This window comes from Streptomyces sp. NPDC001868 (genome assembly GCF_040297125.1).
Classification (GTDB): domain Bacteria; phylum Actinomycetota; class Actinomycetes; order Streptomycetales; family Streptomycetaceae; genus Streptomyces.
The window spans coordinates 35,866-56,395 of record NZ_JBEOYO010000031.1; the positions used below are offsets into that span (position 1 = coordinate 35,866).

The window sequence follows — 20,530 nt, forward strand, 5'->3', positions numbered from 1 at the left end:
CGGTTTCGCGACCGCATGGGCCCAGTATCCCCCGGCCGGCAGAAGAAGGGGGCCACCGGAGGGAGGGGAGATCCGGTGGCCCGCCCCGGGACCTGGGACCAGTGACCAGGGAGAAGGGGGAAGGGGGCTGGTGATCAGCCGACGTCCGACGCGTCCAGGCGGTACAGGCCGCTGTCGCCGTAGTCGCTCACCGCGCTGCCGTTCTCCTTGACCCACTCGGCGATCTCGGAGGAGGCGCTGTTGCCGCCGCCCCGGCCGCTGTCACTGTCGCTGACGACGATGTAGTGGAGCTTGCCCGCCTTCACCAGCTCCTTGAGCTTGGCGAGGGTCATGGCCTCGTCGCTGCCGGACCAGCCGCCCATGGAGATCACGGGCTGGCCGGACTCCAGGATGATCGAGGACGCCGTCTGGTCGGTGGCCACCGCCACCAGCCAGGTCGCGCCGTCCTGGTTCTTCTTCAGATACGTGATCATCTCGGCCGAGACCTGGGAACCGCCACCCATGCCGCCACCACCTGTACTGCCACCTGTGCTGCCACCCGTGCCATCACCCATGCCGCCTGCGGTGCTGCCGTCGGCCTGACGACTGCTGGAGCCGCTGGGCGCGTCCCCACTGGGCCGCTGCCCACCGCCCATGCCGCCGCCCGTACCGCCGCCACCGCCCATGCCGCCCCCGGTGCTGGGCCCGGCCGTGGGGTTGGTGCCGTTGGAGCTCGCGGTGGTCGCCGCCGACACCGCGTACGCGGCGGGCCCGGCCAGCAGCGCGACGACCGCCGCGAGGGAGGCCAGCGCGACCAGCTTCCGGCGCCGTGCGAACCGTCCGACGAGCAGCCCAATCACGGCGACCGCACCGGCGACACCGGCCACGACCTGGGCGACCGTGTAGACCGTCCCGGAACCGGAGACCCGCTGCAGCAGGACGACCGCCCAGACCGCGCTCACCGCGACCGCCGTCGGCAGCACCCAGCCCCACTTCACGACCGGGCCCTCCTTGAAGGCGCCGTAGAGCATGACCCCGCCCGCACCGGTCAGCGCCGCGATACCGGGGGCCATGGCGGTGACGTAGTACGGGTGGAAGGTGCCCTCGGCGAGGGCGAAGGTCAGATAGTGCAGGACGAACCAGCCGCCCCAGAGCAAGAGGGCCGCCCGCTTGCCGTCCGTGCGCGGCGCGCGCCCCCGCAGCACCAGACCGCCCACCAGCGCGACGATCGCGAACGGGATCAGCCAGGAGATCTGGCCGCCCATGAGCTCGTTGAACATCCGGTAGACGCTCGCGTCACCGCCGAAGCTCGCCCCGTTGCCCTGCGAGCCCGCCGACGAACCGGCGCCGAAGATCCGGCCGAAGCCGTTGTAGCCGATGACCAGGTCCCAGACCGTGTTGTCCGTCGAACCGCCGATGTACGGCCGGGAGGAGGCGGGGATCAGATCCACGACCACCATCCACCAGGCGCTCGACACGACCAGCGCGACCGTGCCGACGGCCAGGTCGCGGATCCGGCGGCCGAGCGAGACGTTCGCCGCCCAGAGGTAGACCAGGAAGAAGGCCGGCAGGACGACGTACGCCTGCATCATCTTCGTGTTGAAGGCGAACCCGATCGCGACGCCGGACCAGACCAGCGGCATGAGCCGACCCGTGCGCACGGACTTCATCAGCGCCGCCGCGCCGAGCAGCATCAGGAGGACGAGGACCGGGTCGGGGTTGGTGTCCCGGGTGATGGCGACCGTGATGGGCGTGAGGGTGAGCGCGAGCGCGGCGATCGTGCCCGCGACGGCCCCGAAGTCCCGCTTGACCATGCGATACAGCAGCGCCACGGATCCCACACCCACCGCGACCATCGGCAGCGTCATCTGCCAGGTGCCGTAGCCGAGGACCCGGGCCGAAAGCCCCATCACCCACAGCGCGAACGGCGGCTTGTCGACGGTGATGAAACTGCCCGAGTCCAGCGCGCCGAAGAAGAACGCCTTCCAGCTCTTCGTGCCGCTGTAGACGGCCGCGTTGTAGAAGCTGTTGCCGGTGATCAAGGACAGGTTCCAGGCGTACAGCGCCGTGGCCAGCACGAGGACCGCCCACAGGGCCGGGCGCGCCCAGCGCGGGTCCTCCGGGGCGCCGGTGAACATCCGCCGGACCCGGGCGGCGGGACCACCGGTCGCGGGAGGGGCTTCGGCGCGGCGGCGGCCGCTGTCCCGCCCGGTGGCGGGCGGCGGGGCGAGGGTGGTCATGAGTTCGGTGTCGAAGAACCGTGCGGTGCCCTCGATGCGCGGGGCGAGCACGCGGACGCCTTCCGCGTTCATTGGGTTCATGGCAGCGACTGTCGAGGCCGCGTCTGGGGCCACGCTGAGCGAGTACTGAGGGAAGAATGAGAATCAGCGAACTCACAGCTTCCCCACAGCGGACGGGCACAGCCCGTTCTCATGACCGGTGCGGCCGTCTCATGACAAGCACGGCCGTCTCATGACCGGTACGGCTGTTATGGCCGCCTCATGACTGGTACGGCTGCTGCTGCGGCTGTCCGGAGGGGCGGCCGTCGTGTGCGCCGGCGCTCTGCGCCTGCAGCCGCTCGGCCTGCTCGGCGCTCACCTTCTGCTCGGCGCCGCAGAACGTGCACTGCGTCTGGTACTTGGTCGAGACCGGGAACAGCGGCACGAAGAACAGCGTGAACTTCGTGACCCGCTTCCTGAGCGTATGCGCGGCGGGGTTCCCGCACTGCCCGCACACCAGCGTCAGTATGGCGAGCTGGTACAGGTATCCCTTGGTGCCGAAGATGATGAACATCTGATCCTTCCCGGGGGTGCCGTGCCCTACTGACACACTTCCATCAAGTGTGCCGTCCCTCGTCCGCTTCCTCGGAGTCGTAGTCGGGGGAGACCTCGACCTGGAGGAACGTTTCGTCCCTGGGCGGTTCGCAGGCCCACGGAACGGTGAGGGAGCGCCCCGCGAGGATACGGGTCTCGGGGAGCCCGTTCAGCCCGTTCAGCCCGTCGGCGCGGGCGAGGCCGTCCCGTCCCCGTCACCCGCCACCACGATGCCCGTGCCGATGACACTCGCGACGACGGCCACGCCACACCCGACGATGACCAGGTTCGTCCGACTCCCGCCCGGCGACTTGGGCGGCAGCGGCGGCTGCGACGGCTGCGGCGGCTGCGTATGCATCGAGGGCTGTGGAGGGGGCGTGGCTGGATTGCGGCGAGAACGCCCAGGTGACACGGCCTCGATGGAGCCGAGTGCAACCAGAGAGGCAGAAGGAGGTCCGCCTGCGGGGCGACGCGGTCGAGGCCCCCGGTCGGGAAGGCTGCCGCCAGGACCGGTGAGGAGAGGGAAGAGGGAAGGCAGCATGGAAGCGATCAAGGAGCCCGACTGGAACACGGTGGGCATCCTGGGGGCAGCCCGGGGCGCGCAGTCGGGCAGCGGGGACGCCATCGGCACCGAGCACCTGCTGGCCGGCTTCGCCACCTCCCGAGGGACCGCTCGCGAAGCCCTGGCGGCTGAAGGGGCCACCGGGACCGCGCTGTTGGCGGTGATACGGGACAGAACGAACAGGACGAACGGGGCGAACCGGGACACCCCGGCGTGGAGCGCGGACGACGACGCCGAGGGAACCGTCGCCGCGCCGGACGTACTGGGGGAGGACGGAGACCGGCGCGAGCGTTTCACGGGCGCCGCGGCCAGGGCGCTCACGGCGGCGATGGAGCGGGCGCGAGGAGAGGGCGCGGCGAAGTTCAACGCGGTTCATCTGCTGCGGGCGTTGCTGGAGGACGACAACCGCGCGGTGGAACTGCTGGGCGTCTGCGGCATCGCACCGCAGTCGGTACGCGCCCGCCTGGACGCAGCCGGTACCGATGGTGTCGGCAGTGCCCGTGAAGACGGCCTCCCCGCCCTCCTGCACCCCACCCGGGACGTCCTCCTGGGCCGCAGCCACTACCGTCATCTCCCCTTCTGGAAGCGGTGGTTGGTCAAGCACGCCGGGACCAACCTGGCGTCGAGGCCCACCTGGTGGATCGAACTGGAGACCTACGACCAGGCCCGCCGCCTCGGCGACAGAACGGTGGGCACCGAACACCTCCTCCTCGCGATCCTGGCCACCCACGAGGTCGCACTCCGTTACCCGCACCTGGCCGGCGAGAACGCTCCCACCCCCAACACCCGCTACACAGGCGGAGAACACCTGACCCACCTGGGCCTCGACTACACCTCGGTCCACACCGCCCTGACGAGCAACAGCGTCCCCATGACGGCCGACCCCCGCCCCGTCAAGCAGTACCTCACCGAGGCCACGGCCCCGATCACAGGTCCGACCACAGACCCGACCACGCCTGACGCGGGCACCAGCCCCTTGGTCGACACCCTCCTGAGCGAAAAGACCCGCGCCCGACAACTGATCAACGCGCTGACCACCACTCCCGACGCCTGACGCCTGACGCCTGACGCCCGACGCCCGACGCCTGACGCGGCCTCCGGTCTCAGCCCGGGAAGGCACGATCAACTGATCGGAGCGCGGTCGCGCGCCACAGCCGCAGTCCCGACAGCACCGCCGCTGCGACCAGCAGCAGGTTGCGGGCGTACAGGTTGGCGATGGCCAAAGGGGCGCCGTCGTCGCGGAGTTCGCGGTAGAGCAGGGGGAAGTCCAGGGTCGTGAGCACGCAGGCCGCGAGCAGGAGGTAGGCGACAGGGCGCTGGGTGGTGTCGGGGCGCAGCAGACAGACGGCGGCCAGTCCGATCAGCCACACCATGTACTGCGGGCTGATCACGCGGCTGGTGACGACGAAGAGGAGGGCGGCCGTCAGGGCGGCGTCGGGCAGGGCGTAGGGAACAGCCTGATCGAGGTCCGAGCGATGACGCCACCACAGGAGCCACCCGAAAGCCAGGACGGTCAGTGCCTGCATGAGGAGGCTGACCCCCTCGACGTACGGCCCGACGAACTCGTGCGAGCCGTCCTTGGCCGCCCAGGTTCCGCTCCAGCCGAGATGCCGGGCGAGATGAAAGGGCATGGCTCCGACGGACTCGATCTGGATGCCGCGGGACTTCTGGCCGGAGAGGAATGAGAAGGCGTTCGGCATGGTGAACACGAAGGAAGCGGTGACCGCCAGCGCGGTGAGCGCGGCGGCGACCCAGACTCTTCGCGTGCCGCGGCCCTTGCGGGTGCCGATCAGGAGCAGCACCGGCCAGACCTTGACCATCGAGCCGAGTGCGACGAGCACGCCGAACGCCCGGTCGGACCAGGCACGTTGGCCGGCCGCCACCACGAGCGCGGCCATGGCCAACCCGGTGACGAGCAGATCGAAACGATTCCAGGGCAGGGTGCTGAGCGCTGCCATCCCCACGGTCCAGAGCCAGGCACCGGCAAGACCACGCCCGGCCACCCGTGCCGCCCAGAGCAGCATGACAAAGATGAGGAGGTCACAGAGAGCGCTCAGCACGATGAACGCGTGTCCGTAATCGAGCCCCGGGACCAGCGCGGGGGCAAGAACGGGCAGAGCCGCACCGGGCGGATACTGCCAGGTGACGTCGTGCGCGGGGAACGACCCGGTGCTCAGAACCTCGTACCAGCCGCGGTACACCTTGTCGACGGACGGGTCGAGGCGACCGTAACCCGTGAACACGTTGAGCCCCAACGCGGTGGGGACAAGCCACAGCCGCGTCAGGCACCAGACCACGACGACGGCCGACAACCCACCCCGGACACGCTCGACATGCCCACGTGCGACCGACCGCCAGCTGAGAACAGGAGTGGAGGCCGAGGCCACAGAAGCAGGCCGATGATGCATCACGGTTCTTTCGATAGCTGCGCGGGGTCGACAGCGGGTAAGCGCAGATCCCTCGAACTACCCGACCATGTCTGACTGAGCCCGACGATACCGCCGCGGAACTGATGGTCAGTCAATCCCACTGGCCGAACCGTCCCGGGTCCGACAGACATCTCAGAAGCCGAAGCCGAAGCCGAAGCCGAAGCCGAAGCCGAAGCCGCAGTCGAAGCCGCAGTCGAAGTCGAAGTCGACTGTTCGGGCCCGCCAGGAAGAATGATCGTTCTGGCACGATGCCGACATGGGGAACACCCGAGCGTGGCCTGTGCTGCATACCGTGGATCTGGATGAGGCGTTGGGGCTCACGGAGCGGTTGCTGTCGGTCGCGTCCTGGTACAGATCGAGTGGCTGCTACCTCGACGCCTGGGCACGCGATGCGGATGTGTTGCGACGTCTGACCGAGGCTTCGCCTGGGGCGAGGGTCGAGTGGTACGGGGAGGGCCGTACCGGCTGGCCGGCGAGTGTGTCCCTGGCCGTGGAGAGCTTCGAGCAGGCGCGTGCGGCCATGAAAACTTGGGCTGCCATCACCAGGTGTTACGTCCTATGGCATGACCTGAAGTGGCCGGCCGTGCCTGAACTCGGGCTGGACGAGGAGTACAAGTACGCCGAGTTGCAGGTCGCGTGCAACAGCCACGACATCCACTGCGAGGAGTGGACGCCCGAGCACACCGTCTTCGTCCATGCACGTCCCGGCCCTGAGGATCGTGCCGCTTGGCTGGCGGCCCAGGTCAACGCCCGGGTCGTCGGGCCCTCTGAGTCCGGGTGGTAGCTCGCCAACTTTTGGCCGGTGCCCCCGGCAGGATTCGAACCTGCGACACCCGCTTTAGGAGAGGGGTCGAATCTCTGACGGGTGGTGCGTGGCTGTGCCGCGTGGTGCTCTTCTGCCTGATCAGCGCCGCACGGCATGACCGGCAATCCGGCCCAGGCGGCACCTGTTGCGCCGTCCGCTCACGCGCCGCACACGCATTCGGCAGCCGTGGGGCGTATGGCGGACCGTGTTGTGGCGACGAATGCTGATCTTCTCCCGTGGGTGTACCGGGGCAGGAATCCTTCCGAGCCCATCCTGTCACTAACATTAATGTTACTAACTCTGATGTTAGTATCTGGCCGTTGGGCGGTACTCTGAGAAGGCGGCGACATGGCAGGTTTCGTGGGCAGGCGGCGCGAGCTCGAGACGCTGGATCGCGAGCTGGGCAAGGTGACGGCCGGGGTCGGTGGGGAGCGGCCCGGGCGGTGCGTGATGCTTCGTGGGCGCCGCCGGGTGGGTAAGTCGCGATTGGTGGAGTGGTTCGCCGAGAGGTCCGGTGCGCCGTTCCTCTTCTATGCCGCCACAGGGGCGTCGCAGGGGGCGGACCTGGAGCGGCTCAGCCAGGATGCGCAGTCGTCCAGCCTTCCGCTGGCGAATCTGCTGTCCGCGGCCCGCCCGGCGAGTTGGGATGCCGCCTTGGACGTACTGGCGGCGGCACTGCCGCACGACCGGGCGAGCGTGGTGGTCATGGACGAGGTGCCCTATCTGATGGATGCGGAGGGCGCCTTCGAGGGCATGCTTCAGCGGGCCTGGGACCGAGTGCTGGAGAAGAAGCCGGTTCTGCTGGTTCTCATCGGTTCCGACCTGTCGATGATGGAGGCGCTGAACAGCTATGGACGCCCGTTCCACCAGCGTGGACGGGAGATGGTGCTGGGTCCGCTCAACCCGGCGGAGGTGGGCGAGATGCTCGGCCTCGATCCCGCCTCGGCCTTCGACGCGGCCTTGATCACCGGTGGACTGCCCCTGATCTGTGCGGAGTGGACGCACGGCGCCGGGATGTGGGAGTTCCTGCAGGAGGCACTCAGCGATCCGGTCTCGGCCTTGCTGGTGTCGGCGGAGCGCTCGCTTGCCGCGGAGTTCCCCCAGCAGGCCCAGGCCCGCACCGTCCTCTCGGCGATCGGCAGCGGTGAGCGGACGTTCTCCAATATTGCCCGCGCCGCCGGCGGGATCGGCGCGACCCCGCTCCAGCGGTCGCTGGGGATCCTCGCGGACAAGCGGGTGATCGCGGCGGAGCTGCCCGTGTCCACGCGGCCTTCGAAGGATCGTCGCTACCGGGTCGCGGATCCCTACCTCCGCTTCTGGCTGAAGCTCCTGGGTCCGGCGATGGATGAGATCGAGCGGGGCCGGGGTGACCTGACGCTGCGGCGCATCCGCGAAAACTGGACCAGCTGGCGTGGCAGGGCCGTTGAACCTCTGGTGCGCGAGGCGCTGGCACGGCTGCTGCCCGACGCGAACCTCCCCGCCGCCCCCGCCATCGGCGGCTACTGGACCCGTACCAACGATGTGGAGATCGACGTCGTGGGAGCGGACCGCGCGCCGATCGCCAAGAAGCTGCTGTTCGTCGGCTCGGTGAAGTGGCTGGAGAACTCCCCGTTCGACCGCCACGATCTCGCGTCGCTGCACAGCCACCGCGCCGCGCTCACGCCCGCTCCCGTACCCGTGATCGCTGTCTCGCGCAGCGGGACCGACTGCACGGGACTCGACGCCGCGTACGGCCCGGCGGAACTCCTCGCGGCGTGGTCCTCCTGAGCGCGCCGGGATACAAGTTGGGCCGGAGGCGTACGACTTGCCGGCCCAACTCGGGCCGGCCGAGTGAGCCTCAGGCCCCGATGCTCGATCCTGCCTTGCGAAGTCCGCCCGGACGCGACTGAGGAGCAGAGGTGCACCAGGATGTCGGTCGCCTGCGCGGGTCGCCCTGCCGTCGAGCGGCGCACGATGTTCGGCACGACACGGACCGCGGCGCACCCCCTCCGAGCCGCCCTCGACCAGGTCCACCGCGACCTCGGCACCGTGCCGACATCGACGGGGGCGTCCTTCCGCTCACGCAAACGGCCCCGGACAACGAGTCCGAGGCCGAATGGAACGCTTCCCTGGGGGATAAACCCCAGGTCAACGGCTAACGCGCTGTGCCCCCGGCAGGATTCGAACCTGCGACACCCGCTTTAGGAGAGAGGCTGGGGTGTCGTGCCGGTGACCTGGGGCTTCGATAGCTGGCGAGATGCCCAGCAACTCGACCTTCAGACACCCTCGTTGACCGTGGCTGACCGCTGCATCTGGCACGACAGTGGCACGAAGCTCAGCCGACGACAGTCAGCCACGACGGCGGGCGCGCCGGCCGACCAGGCGCGCGTGTGCCTCGCTGTGCCCCCACCGGCCTCCGCCACGTTGCCGCTGCCGTCGACCAGAGCAAGCGGCGACGGCCGTCCCGTAACCGACGGTGCCTGAGCCCTCTGCTTGGGAAGCTGCGATCATTCGAGGCTGAATCGGGTGCTGACCTGTGTTGATGGCTGACCTGAACTCTCGCAGGTGGTGTCGGCTTTCACCGTGGTTCCCCGCTGTTCCCCGCTCGATCTGGTGCGGTAGTGGTGCGGAGCTGCGGCGTCCAGGAGGTGATCAGCTGGCTCCACATTCCCTTCCCGGACCTCCTCCCTCGCCCGGGATGCCCGGCTGCTAGCGTCCGGCACCATGTGGGCTCACGAGATAGTGGCCGGTCGACCGGCGTGGCGGCACACTCCTTCCGGAGTGGTCTTCCGGGCTGTCCCTGGTGGGACGTTCCTGATGGGTCTGTCCGACGCGGAACTGGACGCGGTTCGTGCCATTGAGCGGTCCGACGGCGCCGATGACGACCTCGAAGCGTTCTTCGCCGGTGCTGTCCATGCCCGGCCGGTACGAGAAGTACGGGTGGAACCGTTCTTGATCGCCCGCCATCCGCTGACGGTGGCGCAAGCACGGCACTGGCTGCCCGAGTACGAGGACAGCTTCGCCGACTCGGATGCAAGCACGGCCCGCTTCGAGGACGACTTGGACGACCTGCTCGGGGCGTTGCCCTTCCGGCTGCCCAGCGAGGCGGAGTGGGAGTACGCGGCCCGGGCAGGGACGACCACTCTGACCTTCCGAGGGGACGGAAAGCCGGACGAGGACCAGGTGCTGGACGACTTTGGCGACGAGGAGCGCACAGCCGCGGCTGAGAACGCCTTCGGCTTGGCGGCGATGGGGTCGGCGAACGAGATCTGCGCCGATGTGTGGATCCCGCATTTCACGGACGCGCCGGCGGACGCACGCCCTCGTACCGGCGACGGACCGCGGGTGGTGCGAGGAGGTGGCGGCGACCTCTCTCCGTGGCAGGGCTGCGACGAGTGGTTGCTGTTGCTCTCCGCCGCCCGCGACGAGTCCCAGGACTTCACTGCGGTCCGCCCGGTCGCACCCCTGCCAACCAGTTAGGGACAAGATCTGGATGCCAGAAGGGGGCCACCTCCGGAATTTCGGAGGTGGCCCTCTTCTGCACTGGTGCCCCCGGCAGGATTCGAACCTGCGACACCCGCTTTAGGAGAGAGGCTGGTGCGTCGGGCCGGTGACCTGCGGCTTCGATGCCTGGTGCGATGTCCGGCAACTCGACTGTCAGACACTCTTGTTGACCGTGACTGACCGCCGCACCTGGCACGGCAGTGGCACGGACCTCAGCCGACGACAGCCAGCCACGACGGCGGGCGCGCCGGCCGACCAGGCGCGCGTGTGCCTCGCTGCACCCCCACCGGCCTCAGCCACGATGCCATGCCGTCGACCGGAGCAAGCCGCGCCGGCGGAAGCGTGGGGGTGAGACCTTGGGTGACGACCTCTTCGTCCCGAAGCAACTTGGGTGCCGACCCCACTGGGGCTCGTGTGCCTCTTACCTGCGTCGACGGTCCACAGGTGTGCACTGTTGTCTGCCGTTGTGCATGGGCGTTGTCACGCAGTTAGACACTCGCCCCCGCCCCCTCTCCGCGCCCAGAGGGAGCCGAAAGTAGTGGGCAGATAGCCTCAACGGGTGCCTCTTTGCAGCTCTTGGATGCTGGAGGCCAATGGCGTTGCTGCGAAGCAGGAAGTCTACTTAAGTTCGGAGTCGAAGCTGATCCCTCCGTGCTTCTGGAGCATCTGGATGAATTTCCACATTGAGGTAGAGGGATTCTTGTTCTGTGCTTGTTCGTCGGGGTCAAAATTTTTCTCTAGCTCTAGAGCTCGTTTCAGTGCGATTCCGATATGCGGTTCAAAGTCCTCGAATTTGAAGCTCTTCCTTGTGTAGGAGGGTAGCTCCTTCTCGGCGAGTTTGATTATTCCGCTCGTCGTCATGTGTCGGTTGTGAGAAGTGGCATGAAGGAGTAGCCATAGCTCGAAGCAGGGATTTGATACTGCGCAGTTGATGTCGTTCTTTGCGGCGAGGGAAAGGGCTGAGTCCAAGCTTCCATGTGGAGGCGTTTCGACGTCGAACAAACACCAAACGTCATCATAAGAATCTCCGGAACGAACTTCTTTTGCGCGCTTAATAGTGCTTCGTACCAAACTCAATGGCTCCCCGTTTGAGTTCCCCGGGTCAATGTGAATGGGGTGACCTCGCAGCATCCGCCTAAGGCCGTTGACGTAAAGGCGCTCGGTCACCTCTCCTTCGAAAAAGACGAGGACCTTTTTGTTTGCTGGCTTCGATTGAGTTCTTCGCTTTAGTGGCCTCCCTTGCCTGCTCATGATCCTACCGCCTCCACTTCGGAGATTACGATTTCTAGGATTTCTTCGTCGAAGAACGGAAGTCCACCATACCTGCCACCAAGATAGCGCTTTTCTACGTTCTCAATTGATCGAACCTTGTAATCAGTCAATGGATACAAAGATGTGGCACCGTCCACTTTCTCGGTGAGCCATACCTGGTCACGCCGCAGCGTTACCACGGCATCGGGGCCCAGCAAGGCGGCGTCATGCGTGTTGAACAACAGTTGAGCGCCATGTGGATTTGTTCGCGGATCCTGAAACAGCCTGATGAACTGCGCTGATAGATGGTGATGAAGTCGAGCATCCAATTCATCGATCACCAGCACGCAACCGTGCATGAGCGTTGAGATGATGGGGCCGACGATCCCTAGCCATGTTCGCGTTCCGCTCGATTCAAGTTCCAGCGGCAATTTGAACTCACGGCCTTCGATCACATGAGACAGTTCTACGTCCATGCCGACAGAAATCTCGTCCGGAGAGACGTCAACTGCATCTGAATCTAGCTGCTGGATTAGTTCAGCAATCCTAGCTGCTTGCTCCGGGGGAAGCTTTACGTCCGAGAATGAGACGTCGGAAACACCCAAGTCTGCATACTTAAGCAGGGCGAGGATTGCCTTGGACTCGTGCCTCTCCAGATAGTGACGCGTTTCCCTAAGGCGTGCCTCAAAGTTACTTTCCCAGGCGATGCGCAGATCGTCAGAGAACCAATCAAAGACAGGGAGTAGTTGCTTGTGGTTGTTGGCCGCTGCAGCCGACAAGAAGAGACTGTTAGGTCGGACCATTCGCTCAACCTGGGCCTTCTGGCCATGCAGAGTCGGGCCGAAGTCGATGGGAGACCCTGACCGCCGATCGTAGATTTTACGCGGACGCCCCTCCGGGTATGCGTAGAGCCACTCACTGAGAAACTCCTTGGAATTGCATGTAAAACCGAATTCGTAACGAACTCCTTCCGCTACGAACTCTACGGTGAACTCGCTCGGCTCGTTTGCCTTCTCGGGGTCCAGGAGGAACGGACGGCGAGGGATTTCTGCCCTAGGCCGCCAGCGCTGGTGAGAGTTGAGGACCGCGCCTCGCACGAATGCAAGGGCGTGGATGAAGTTACTTTTTCCTGCGGCGTTCGGCCCGAAGATCCCGGCCACGGGTAGGGCCCACTGCGGTGAGCGCGGAACTCGTTGGACTGCGAGGTCCTCGTGACGCCTTTCAGCAATGATTGTCAGTTCTGTCTCGTCGCGGAACGACGCGAAGTTGGCGACGGCGAAGCGCAACAGCATGGTGACTCCTAACGTAGGGCGACTCATCATCTTGGCGCTCCTCAGGTCAAGAGTTGCCCTGAGAGCCCCTCAGATGCAACACCTAGCGTCGATTGACACCCGATTGAGAGGCCTGAAGCTTGATGACGCGCCGAGCATGGACCTAGCCGATGAGACGTGAGTGACACGGCATGTGGTCTGGGCGTACTCGCATGCATGTTGTTGCAGCCCTGCGGGACCGCCCCAGCCACAGAGGGTTTCTCCTCTCGCCCGCATGCACGCAGCGCGCCGCCGGGCGCGGCCAGCCGGGGCGCAGACAGGAGGCAGGCCGCGCCGCAGAGGCGGCGCGCCCGCGCCGTGCGCGGGCCTTGAACCAGTAGAGAAAGTTGTAACGCAGTCGCTCGCTCGGGGTCTGTCCGGGCCCGGGAGATGCCTGACGTCCCCTCCGGGCTTTGGCACGCTGGCCGCTGTTCTAGGACCGCGTAGCGGCGGCCGCGATGCCAGCCGCCCGCAGCTTCTGGGCGAGTAGTTCCAGCTCAGGAAGCGTTCCTGAGTGGCCACCGCTCAGAACACGGCGCAGCACAGCCTTGGCGTCGACCAGATCGATGCCCAGCTCGGCTCGGAGCACCCTCATGATCACGACACTGTTTGCCGACTCATCGAGCACTTGAAGGGTCGCTGGCCCATGCTCCGCGAGCAGCTGCTGGCGCTGTTCACTCGGCAGATCCCCGCCACACACGGCCACCGCGAACCCGCACGCAGGACACGTTGACTCGACGTCCCACCGCAAGCGGCCGTCAACGAGCGCTTGGACACCGCAGCACTCCAGCTCCGCACCACAGTCCTGGCACATCGCGGAGTACCTGACCGACTCGAAAACGGCCTGCTCCATCTCCCACCCCCAGGGGGACGAGGTTAAGCGACAACTCGGGGCGTGAGCGTTTTGAAGGCGTATGCGCATAGGGGGAGTTCGCGACCTTGACGGTGTGGAAGACAGGAAGAGCACCTGTCGCACCGTCCATGTGACCCGAGTCGTCGGGCCCTCTGAGTTCGGGTGGTAGCTCGCCAGACAATCTCGGCGATCGTCTGGAAGGAGATCGTTTAGAGCAGGCGTTTCAACCGCACCTCGGCGGCTGGTTCGAGCGGCCCGTGTGAGGCTTGAAGTCGTATGCGCAGGCTGGAAGTTCCGTGCCCTGTCGGTGTGCGAGGGGCAGGAAGATCACTGGCCGGATCGTCCAGGTGATGCGGGTCGAGTCGAAGGTGACCGACACGGTGCAGGGTTCGGAGCGTAGGAGGGCTCGTCGTGTGTCTATGCGGCCGTCGTACAGCCACTCCCACGCCTGGGCGGATGCGTCCGGGTCGAATGCCGGTGAGATGGTGCGGAGCGCGACGGCAACCCATCTGTCGGCCTGGGGTGCCGTGTAGGCGTCGAACGAGGCCCGCAGTTCCAACCCGCCCTTGTCGATGAGGTCTTCGGTCCAGCACTCGCACCAGTAGCCCCGGCGGGCTTCGTCCTTCAGCACAGGTGGTCTCCCGGTCGGGTGCCGGTGAACAGTTCCGCGGTGACCGTGTATCCGCTGTTGCTGCCGTGGACGACGACTCGGTGGGCGAGTGCGGTGACCATGCCCAGGCCTCGGCCGTGTTCGGCCTCGGCGTCCTGGTGCTCGGCCTTGGGGGCCGTGCCGGTTCCTCCGCCGTCCGTCACCGACAGGGCGATCACCTGCCGGGTCACCGCGAGGGCCAGGTGGAAGCTGCCGGATTCCATGCCGCTGGCCGTGTGGAGGATCGCGTTCGCGCTCAGCTCGCTCACGATCAGCTCGGCGTCGTAGGCCAGGGGCGATCCGTGCAGGATGTCGCGGGTCCAGCGGCGGGCCCGGCTCACCTCTTCCGGAAATCCTGGGCAAGTGAGTCCCCAGACCCGGGCGGTGCTCGTATACTCGTGCATACAAGTTCCTTCGTGCTGGTAGGCCGCCATGTGCAGCGGGTTCGGGCTAGACGAGTTTCACGCCGTCGTGGGCGCGGATGGCCGGCGGGGATGCCGCGTCCAATGCGTCCAGGACGCGGATCGCGTATGCCTCGTCGGCAAGCTCGGTGACTTCTTCACGGGTGGCCCAGCGCAGTGCGCGGGTCTCGTCGCCGGTGGTCGGTGTGCCGTCGGCCGCCTCGCAGCGGAAGACCAGCGAGACGATCAGGCCCGTCATGTTCTTGTAGACGCCGGTCAGGGTCGCGGGAAGTGCGATCTTGATGCCGGTCTCTTCGAGGACTTCGCGCTGGAGGGCTTCGGGAAGGGTTTCCTCGCGTTCGAGGACTCTGCCCGGGGGTTCCCACTTGCCGTTGTCACGGCGTTTGATCAAGAGGGCGCGGCCCTGGTCGTCGACTATGACTCCGGCGACGCTCACGGAGTGCGGACGGTCAGTGCTCACGTTCCTCGGCCCTCTCGGCTGGCTAGGCTCTCCACCGTAGCAACAACAATCGCCCACTCGTCTAGATATCTAAAGGAGTACACGTGCCCTCTCTCCCTTCCGGCTTCCTCGGTGATCTCGATCCCACGAGTGATCGTGCGGTCTTTCGGCAGATCGCCGACCAGTTGCGCGAGGCCATCGACCGGGGGCGGTTCAAGGAGGGTGAAAAACTGCCCTCGGAGGCTGAGCTTGTTGACCACTACGGGGTATCCCGGATGACGGTCCGCAACTCCTTCTCCGTCCTCCAGGGCGAAGGGCTCGTGCATGCCGAGCACGGCAAGGGCGTCTTCGTCCGGCCCCGGCCGCCCGTGCGGCGACTCGCCTCCGACCGGTTCGCCCGGCGCCACCGCGAGCAGGGCAAGGCGGCCTTCATCGTCGAAGCCAACGCCGCCGGCAGTCACCCCCAGGTCGACAGCCTTGAGGTCAAGGAAGAAAAGGCCAGTCAGGACGTCTCGACCCGGCTCGGGTCCGTGCGGCGGGTGCTGGCCCGGCGGCGCCGGTATCTGCTCGACGGGCGGCCGGTCGAGTTCGCCACCTCGTATCTGCCGCTCGACATCGCGCGTGGTACTCCCATCGCCGAGCCCAACCCCGGCCCCGGCGGGATCTACGCCCGCCTCGAAGAGCTGGGCCACCGCCTCGACCACTTCGAGGAGGAGGTCCGCGCCCGGATGCCCTCGCCGGCCGAGGTGAAGACGCTCCGGCTGGCCTCCGGCGTGCCGGTGATCCACCTGATCCGTACCGCCTTCGACGCCGAAGGGCGGGCCGTGGAGGTCTGCGACACGGTTATGGCTGCGGATGCGTACGTCCTGGCGTACCAGCTCCCGGCGACGTGATCGCATGACCGGTGTCGGTGGGGTGCTAGGCCTCCGGCGTGAACATGTCGCCGATGTTGTTCCACATGAAGCCATCGCGCCAGTCCGGCTTGCCGGTTACCCAGCCGATGAGCGCCACTCGCACTTTCTCTTGCGAGACGGTGCGCGTCTGGTAGTGCTCGGCAGGGACACCGTCCCGGTATTCCAGCTGGTAGGTGTTGTTGTCGCGGAACAGGACCTGGATGTACCAGTCCCCTTCGAGGTCCTCCGCCTGGCGCTCAAGCACCATGTGCTCGTTGCCGCGTCGCAGGTTGGCGAGCATCGTCCCGATGGCTGGCTTCGAGGGACGCTTCACCACGTGGCCGTTGGCGCTTGTTGCTATCAGCATGGCCGGATTCTGGCGGATGGGTCTGACAGTGGGGGGCGCGCTTCTCGAACTCGTACACCCCAACAGGCATACTCGTATAGACGAGTGGGCAAGTGGTGTGGCAGGGTGGTCCGCGTGAGCCCCGTAGATCGGGTTCGCAGATCGCATCATGTATAGACGAGTAGATGGGTGAATTGCCTTGCGCACCATTCGTGTTGAGACCTCGGCCGCGACGATTCTGCTGACCGAGGCTCCTGAGCCCAAGGTCCGGGACCGGCAGACGGGCGAGATCGCCAAGGACGCCGTGAGCGGGGAAGCGCTGATGACGCTCGGCGTCGTCTACATCGAGGACGGGGAGTCGTCGCTGGTCAAGGTCACCATTCCTGAGGGTGGTGTGGCCGAAGGGCTGACGCTGGGGGCGCCGGTCTCGTTGCCGGGGCTGGTTGCCCGGCCGTGGGAGAGCGTGTTCAACGGGCAGCAGCGTCACGGCATCGCCTTCCGCGCCGCCGCCGTGACTCCGGCCGCCTTCCCGGCCGCCATGGGGGCCACCGCCTGATGTCCGATCTGGTGACTCTTCTGGAGGTGGGTGGTCCTGTCGCCGCGCTCGGCGGCGGGGCTGCCTACACCCGGGCCAAGCACCCCCGCGTGTACTGGCCCACGGTCGGCCTGCCGATATCCACCGCCCGGCTTCTCGGCTCGTACGGCTCGGTCATGGAGGCATGCGGCCTGACCGTGGCGCCATCCCGGCTGCGGGTCCTCGCCGTCAAGGCCACCACCCGACGGGAGGTCCGGCCCGTGCCGCCGCGTCGGGGCATCATCCGGCCCACCTCGACCGGGCTGCGGCTTCGCCTCCGGCTCGCTCCCGGGCAGGAACCCGCCGACGTCGCCGCTTCGGCTGAGCGGCTGCGGCATGCCTGGGGCGTTCACGCCGTGTACGTCTCGACCGTCAAGCCGGGCGTGGTCGAACTTCGGCTCGTCGGCTTCGATGTCCTGCGGAACGTGCGGATGCCGCGCAAGGCCACCGCCGAACTCCTCAAGGTGCCAGTTGCGCTGCGGGAAGACGCCACCCCGTTCGTACGCGACTACCGCACCATCCCGCACCAACTCACCCTCGGCGCCACGCTGTCGGGCAAGTCCATGTACCTGCGGCACCTGATCACCGGACTCGCCCGGCAGCCCGTTGCCCTGGTTGGCATCGACTGCAAGCGGGGTGTGGAGCTGGCGCCGTTCGCCTCGCGGCTCTCCGCCCTCGCCACCGACTCCGACGAAGCTGCCGAGCTGCTGCCCGTGCTCGTCAAGGAAATGGAGGACCGCTACGACCTGATCAAGGCCCGGCAGGGCATCGCCCCCGGCACACCCGACGAGGAGATCACCTCCGACATCTGGGGCCTGCCCGACAGTGAACGCCCGGTGCCGATCGTGCTGTTCGTCGACGAGGTTGCCGAACTCTTCCTCGTCGCCACGAAGAAGGACGAGGAACGCCGGGACGAGATGGTCACCCAGCTCATCCGCCTTGCCCAGCTCGGCCGCGCCGCCGGGATCTACCTGGAGGTCTGCGGACAGCGCTTCGGCGCCGAACTGGGCAAAGGCGCCACCATGCTCCGCGCCCAGCTCACCGGCCGCGTCTGCCACCGCGTCAACGACGAAGCCTCCGCGAAGATGGCCCTCGGCGACATCGCCCCCGAAGCGGTCCTCGCCGCCTGCGCCATCGCTCCCGAACTGCCGGGCCTGGCCGTGGCCGGTGACACCTCCGGCGGCGGCCGGGGTGCGTACCGTCTCCTTCCCGGCCGAGCTGCTCGACGACGTCACGCGTCACCTGGAGCAGTTCGCCGCTCCTGGCCGTGACGGTCACGTCTTCGTCGGGCCGCAGGGCGGGCAGTTGCGACGGAGCAACTTCCGCGATGACTGGGTCAAGGCTCGGAAGGCGGCAGGTGTCACGTCCGAACTGCACTTCCACGATCTTCGGCACACCGGCAACACCCTGGCCTCGACCGCTGGGGCCAGTACCCGTGAGCTGATGACCCGCATGGGCCACAGCAGCTCACGCGCCGCGCTGATCTACCAGCACATGACCAGCGACCGTGACCGGGCCATCGCCGACCGGCTCGGGGCCATGATCCGCGAGGGCGGGGGAGAGGCTCCGAGTTAGGCGATGTGGATTCCGCGTGGACTCTAGTGGCACGCGTGTGGCACGGCCCCGAACACGACGAAGGGCCAGCCTGGGAGGAAAACCTCCTGAGCTGGCCCTTTTCCTGTGCCCCCGGCAGGATTCGAACCTGCGACACCCGCTTTAGGAGAGCGGTGCTCTATCCCCTGAGCTACGAAGGCAGTCCAGTGGTGGGGCGGCCCGGGAGGGCTGCGCCACCGTCGACAGCAGTGTAGCGGGTGGTGTGGTGGTGCTCTTCCGAGTATGGATCGGTGCTGCTCGATGGGGAGGCGTAGGCCCGGTGGCGGCCCCCGGTCGCGGGGGTGAGCGGCCTTCGGCGGTTTGTGATGAGGCCGGCGCCGCGCCCAGGGAGACCAGGCCCAGGGAGACGGCGATACCGGCGTATGTAGCCACGTTCTTCTCCGTGCCGTCGAGGACCGTGCCGGAGGCGGTGCTCGCGACGAGGCCGCCGACGAAGAACGACCAGAGCAGCAGGTTGGCGGCGACCGACTTCACGGTGGTGAGCAGCGGCTTCACGGGACTTTCCTTCGGGCTGGGGGACGGGCGGATCTCTCGCGATCTCTCCCGACTGCGATTCCGTCGCCCGCCCGCCGCCACGAGGGACCGCCCTCCCGAACCCATGGTGTAGCCCGCTACACCATGGGAAGGGTGGGATGGGCGGGAAGGGTTGGAAGGTTGGTTCTTGAGGCTCCCGCTGTCCCCCCGCCGCCGGCAGCCTCCAGGTCTCTACCTCCCGTCTCGCAGTCCCGCTGTTCCCCTGCCCCCTGCCCCCTGTCCCCTGCCCCTGTCCCGCTGTCCCCCTGTCCCGCTGTCCCGCTGTCTCGATGTCGGTGACGGCCAACAATTCGTTTCTCTCCGTCGGCGTGCGGGCCTAGCATTCCGCCGTCGTTGTTCCAGACGGTGTTCGGTATGTCGAACGGTCGCCGAGTAGTCGGTGGTGTGAGGGGATGTGATGCCGTTGTCTGCGGTGATCGAGGCGCGCGGGCTGTCCAAGGTGTTCCAGACGACCGTACGGCGGCCCGGCCTCGCGGGGGCGCTCAAGTCGCTCGTTAGCCCGCTGCGCGTGGACAAGGTCGCGGTGCAGGACGTCGACTTCAGTGTCGGTAAAGGGGAGTTGCTGGCACTGCTCGGTCCGAACGGGGCCGGGAAGTCCACCACCATCAAGATGCTCACCGGGATCCTGACGCCCACCTCCGGTGAGGCGCTCGTCGCCGGGGTCGTCCCGCACCGGGACCGGGAGCGCAACGCCCACAACATCGGGGCCGTGTTCGGGCAGCGGACGCAGTTGTGGTGGGATCTGCCCGCCCGGGAGTCGTTCGAGATTCTGCGGGATATTTATGGGGTTCCTGAGGCCCAGTTCCGCGCGAGGATCGAGGAGTTCGACGGGCTGCTCGAACTCTCCGAGTTCTGGGACACTCGGGTCCGGCATCTGTCGCTGGGGCAGCGCGTGCGGTGCGATCTCGCCGCCTCGCTGCTGCACGACCCGCCCGTCGTCTTCCTCGACGAGCCCACCATCGGCATGGACGTGGTGGTGAAGGAGCAGGTACGACGGTTCCTGCGGCACCAGGTCGAGGAGCGCGACCGTACCGTCCTGCTCACCACGCACGACATGACCGAGGTGGAGCGGCTCGCCGAGCGCGTCGTGCTGATCAACCACGGCCGGATCGTCCTCGACGGCTCGCTCCAGGAGATCCGGCGTCGCTTCGGCGGCACCTGGCAGGTCCGCGCCACCCTCGCCGACCCGGCCGACGTGGAGCAGATCGGGGACACGGGCCCCGTGCCCCTGCCCGGCTTCGCCGGCATCGGTGTGCTGCGGCGGGAAGGGCCTCGGGTCGTGTTCGGGCCCGTCGGGGAGGACGCGCCCACCGTTCATGAGGCGCTCAAGGTGATCATTGGGCGGTTCCGCGTCGCGGATCTCGCGCTGGAGGAGAACGACCTGGAGGACGTCATGCGCGCCGCCTACCTCAGCGACGTCGTCCCGTCCCAGGAACCGGCCACCGCCACCTCGGCCACCTCTGCCACCTCCGCCACGTCGGCCGCCCCCGTCACCTCCACCCCCTCCACCCCTCAGGGCGGCTGAGCCATGGCCGCCACAGCCACCCCGCCCACCCCACCCACGCCATCCACCC

20 protein-coding genes, 2 tRNA genes and 1 pseudogene are annotated in these 20,530 nt (G+C 67.2%); 9 read left to right on the top strand and 14 right to left on the bottom strand.

Translation table 11 applies throughout. From position 1 onward, the window contains the following. Positions 1 to 134: 134 nt before the first annotated feature. From ABT147_RS29940 to ABT147_RS29950, 3 genes are all read right to left on the bottom strand, one after another. Positions 135 to 2,219 (bottom strand): ArnT family glycosyltransferase, encoded by a 2,085-nt coding sequence (locus ABT147_RS29940; RefSeq protein WP_351411943.1) that lies wholly within the window; start codon positions 2,217 to 2,219, stop codon positions 135 to 137. 259 nt (positions 2,220 to 2,478) lie between these two features. Next, positions 2,479 to 2,772, bottom strand: coding sequence for a zinc-ribbon domain-containing protein (locus ABT147_RS29945; RefSeq protein ID WP_351411805.1), 294 nt, complete (start codon positions 2,770 to 2,772; stop codon positions 2,479 to 2,481). Positions 2,773 to 2,970: 198 nt separating this feature from the next. Further along, the gene (locus tag ABT147_RS29950; RefSeq protein WP_351411808.1) at positions 2,971 to 3,150 is read right to left on the bottom strand and encodes a hypothetical protein; all 180 of its coding nucleotides are present in this window, start codon (positions 3,148 to 3,150) and stop codon (positions 2,971 to 2,973) included. Positions 3,151 to 3,331: 181 nt separating this feature from the next. Between ABT147_RS29950 and ABT147_RS29955 the strand changes: the two genes are divergently transcribed. Then, on the top strand, positions 3,332 to 4,408 hold the full coding sequence (locus tag ABT147_RS29955) for a Clp protease N-terminal domain-containing protein (RefSeq protein WP_351411811.1): 1,077 nt from the start codon (positions 3,332 to 3,334) through the stop codon (positions 4,406 to 4,408). Between the two features lie 49 nt (positions 4,409 to 4,457). Here ABT147_RS29955 and ABT147_RS29960 read toward each other — a convergent pair whose 3' ends face one another. Both ABT147_RS29960 and ABT147_RS29965 read right to left on the bottom strand, forming a co-directional pair. Further along, positions 4,458 to 5,666 carry a glycosyltransferase family 87 protein gene (locus ABT147_RS29960; protein ID WP_351411813.1) on the bottom strand — a complete coding sequence of 403 codons (1,209 nt, stop codon included), beginning with the start codon at positions 5,664 to 5,666 and terminating at the stop codon, positions 4,458 to 4,460. A 249-nt stretch (positions 5,667 to 5,915) separates the two neighbouring features. Continuing rightward, a complete protein-coding gene (locus tag ABT147_RS29965) occupies positions 5,916 to 6,041 on the bottom strand; it encodes a hypothetical protein (RefSeq protein WP_351411815.1) in 126 nt (41 codons plus the stop codon). Here ABT147_RS29965 and ABT147_RS29970 point away from each other — a divergent pair. Both ABT147_RS29970 and ABT147_RS29975 read left to right on the top strand, forming a co-directional pair. After that, on the top strand, positions 6,040 to 6,567 hold the full coding sequence (locus tag ABT147_RS29970; RefSeq protein ID WP_351411818.1) for a hypothetical protein: 528 nt from the start codon (positions 6,040 to 6,042) through the stop codon (positions 6,565 to 6,567). The two genes, ABT147_RS29965 and ABT147_RS29970, sit on opposite strands and share 2 nt — an antisense overlap. Positions 6,568 to 6,936: 369 nt before the next feature. After that, complete coding sequence (locus ABT147_RS29975; protein ID WP_351411820.1) at positions 6,937 to 8,355, top strand: ATP-binding protein; 1,419 nt, start codon at positions 6,937 to 6,939, stop codon at positions 8,353 to 8,355. A gap of 378 nt (positions 8,356 to 8,733) precedes the next feature. On the opposite strand, the gene ABT147_RS29980 is transcribed toward ABT147_RS29975, so the two are convergent. Then, a tRNA-Arg gene (locus ABT147_RS29980) sits at positions 8,734 to 8,808 on the bottom strand. Positions 8,809 to 9,384: 576 nt separating this feature from the next. On the opposite strand from ABT147_RS29980, the gene ABT147_RS29985 reads away from it, so the two are divergent. After that, positions 9,385 to 10,047, top strand: coding sequence for a formylglycine-generating enzyme family protein (locus ABT147_RS29985; RefSeq protein WP_351411822.1), 663 nt, complete (start codon positions 9,385 to 9,387; stop codon positions 10,045 to 10,047). 642 nt (positions 10,048 to 10,689) lie between these two features. On the opposite strand, the gene ABT147_RS29990 is transcribed toward ABT147_RS29985, so the two are convergent. The 6 genes from ABT147_RS29990 to ABT147_RS30015 form a co-directional block, all read right to left on the bottom strand. Beyond that, positions 10,690 to 11,322, bottom strand: coding sequence for an RloB family protein (locus ABT147_RS29990; RefSeq protein ID WP_351411824.1), 633 nt, complete (start codon positions 11,320 to 11,322; stop codon positions 10,690 to 10,692). Continuing rightward, on the bottom strand, positions 11,319 to 12,614 hold the full coding sequence (locus ABT147_RS29995; RefSeq protein ID WP_351411826.1) for an AAA family ATPase: 1,296 nt from the start codon (positions 12,612 to 12,614) through the stop codon (positions 11,319 to 11,321). Before ABT147_RS29995 ends, ABT147_RS29990 begins: the two co-directional genes overlap by 4 nt. Before the next feature lie 451 nt (positions 12,615 to 13,065). After that, on the bottom strand, positions 13,066 to 13,485 hold the full coding sequence (locus tag ABT147_RS30000; RefSeq protein WP_328544680.1) for a hypothetical protein: 420 nt from the start codon (positions 13,483 to 13,485) through the stop codon (positions 13,066 to 13,068). A 223-nt stretch (positions 13,486 to 13,708) separates the two neighbouring features. After that, entirely contained in the window at positions 13,709 to 14,116 is a 408-nt protein-coding gene (locus ABT147_RS30005) for a hypothetical protein (RefSeq protein WP_328544681.1), read from the bottom strand. Continuing rightward, positions 14,110 to 14,538: an ATP-binding protein gene (locus ABT147_RS30010; RefSeq protein ID WP_328544682.1), complete on the bottom strand. Its 429-nt coding sequence runs from the start codon at positions 14,536 to 14,538 to the stop codon at positions 14,110 to 14,112. Before ABT147_RS30010 ends, ABT147_RS30005 begins: the two co-directional genes overlap by 7 nt. A 46-nt stretch (positions 14,539 to 14,584) precedes the next feature. Then, positions 14,585 to 14,992, bottom strand: coding sequence for an NUDIX hydrolase (locus ABT147_RS30015; protein WP_351411945.1), 408 nt, complete (start codon positions 14,990 to 14,992; stop codon positions 14,585 to 14,587). A 107-nt stretch (positions 14,993 to 15,099) separates the two neighbouring features. Here ABT147_RS30015 and ABT147_RS30020 point away from each other — a divergent pair, with 107 nt between their 5' ends. After that, a complete protein-coding gene (locus ABT147_RS30020; RefSeq protein WP_351411830.1) occupies positions 15,100 to 15,888 on the top strand; it encodes a GntR family transcriptional regulator in 789 nt (262 codons plus the stop codon). A gap of 25 nt (positions 15,889 to 15,913) precedes the next feature. On the opposite strand, the gene ABT147_RS30025 is transcribed toward ABT147_RS30020, so the two are convergent. Then, positions 15,914 to 16,255, bottom strand: a complete 342-nt coding sequence (locus tag ABT147_RS30025) for a hypothetical protein (protein WP_328544683.1) — start codon at positions 16,253 to 16,255, stop codon at positions 15,914 to 15,916. A gap of 178 nt (positions 16,256 to 16,433) precedes the next feature. Between ABT147_RS30025 and ABT147_RS30030 the strand changes: the two genes are divergently transcribed. The 3 genes and pseudogenes from ABT147_RS30030 to ABT147_RS30040 form a co-directional block, all read left to right on the top strand. Further along, a complete protein-coding gene (locus ABT147_RS30030; protein WP_351411832.1) occupies positions 16,434 to 16,790 on the top strand; it encodes an SCO3933 family regulatory protein in 357 nt (118 codons plus the stop codon). Beyond that, positions 16,790 to 18,079, top strand: a complete 1,290-nt coding sequence (locus ABT147_RS30035) for an FtsK/SpoIIIE domain-containing protein (RefSeq protein WP_351411834.1) — start codon at positions 16,790 to 16,792, stop codon at positions 18,077 to 18,079. Before ABT147_RS30030 ends, ABT147_RS30035 begins: the two co-directional genes overlap by 1 nt. Then, a pseudogene (locus tag ABT147_RS30040) lies at positions 17,982 to 18,383 on the top strand (tyrosine-type recombinase/integrase); the annotation flags it as partial. The gene ABT147_RS30035 and the pseudogene ABT147_RS30040, both read left to right, overlap by 98 nt. Before the next feature lie 106 nt (positions 18,384 to 18,489). Here ABT147_RS30040 and ABT147_RS30045 read toward each other — a convergent pair. Next, positions 18,490 to 18,562 (bottom strand) — tRNA-Arg (locus tag ABT147_RS30045). 791 nt (positions 18,563 to 19,353) lie between these two features. Here ABT147_RS30045 and ABT147_RS30050 point away from each other — a divergent pair. Further along, positions 19,354 to 20,481, top strand: a complete 1,128-nt coding sequence (locus ABT147_RS30050; RefSeq protein WP_351411836.1) for an ABC transporter ATP-binding protein — start codon at positions 19,354 to 19,356, stop codon at positions 20,479 to 20,481. Positions 20,482 to 20,530 lie beyond the last annotated feature (49 nt).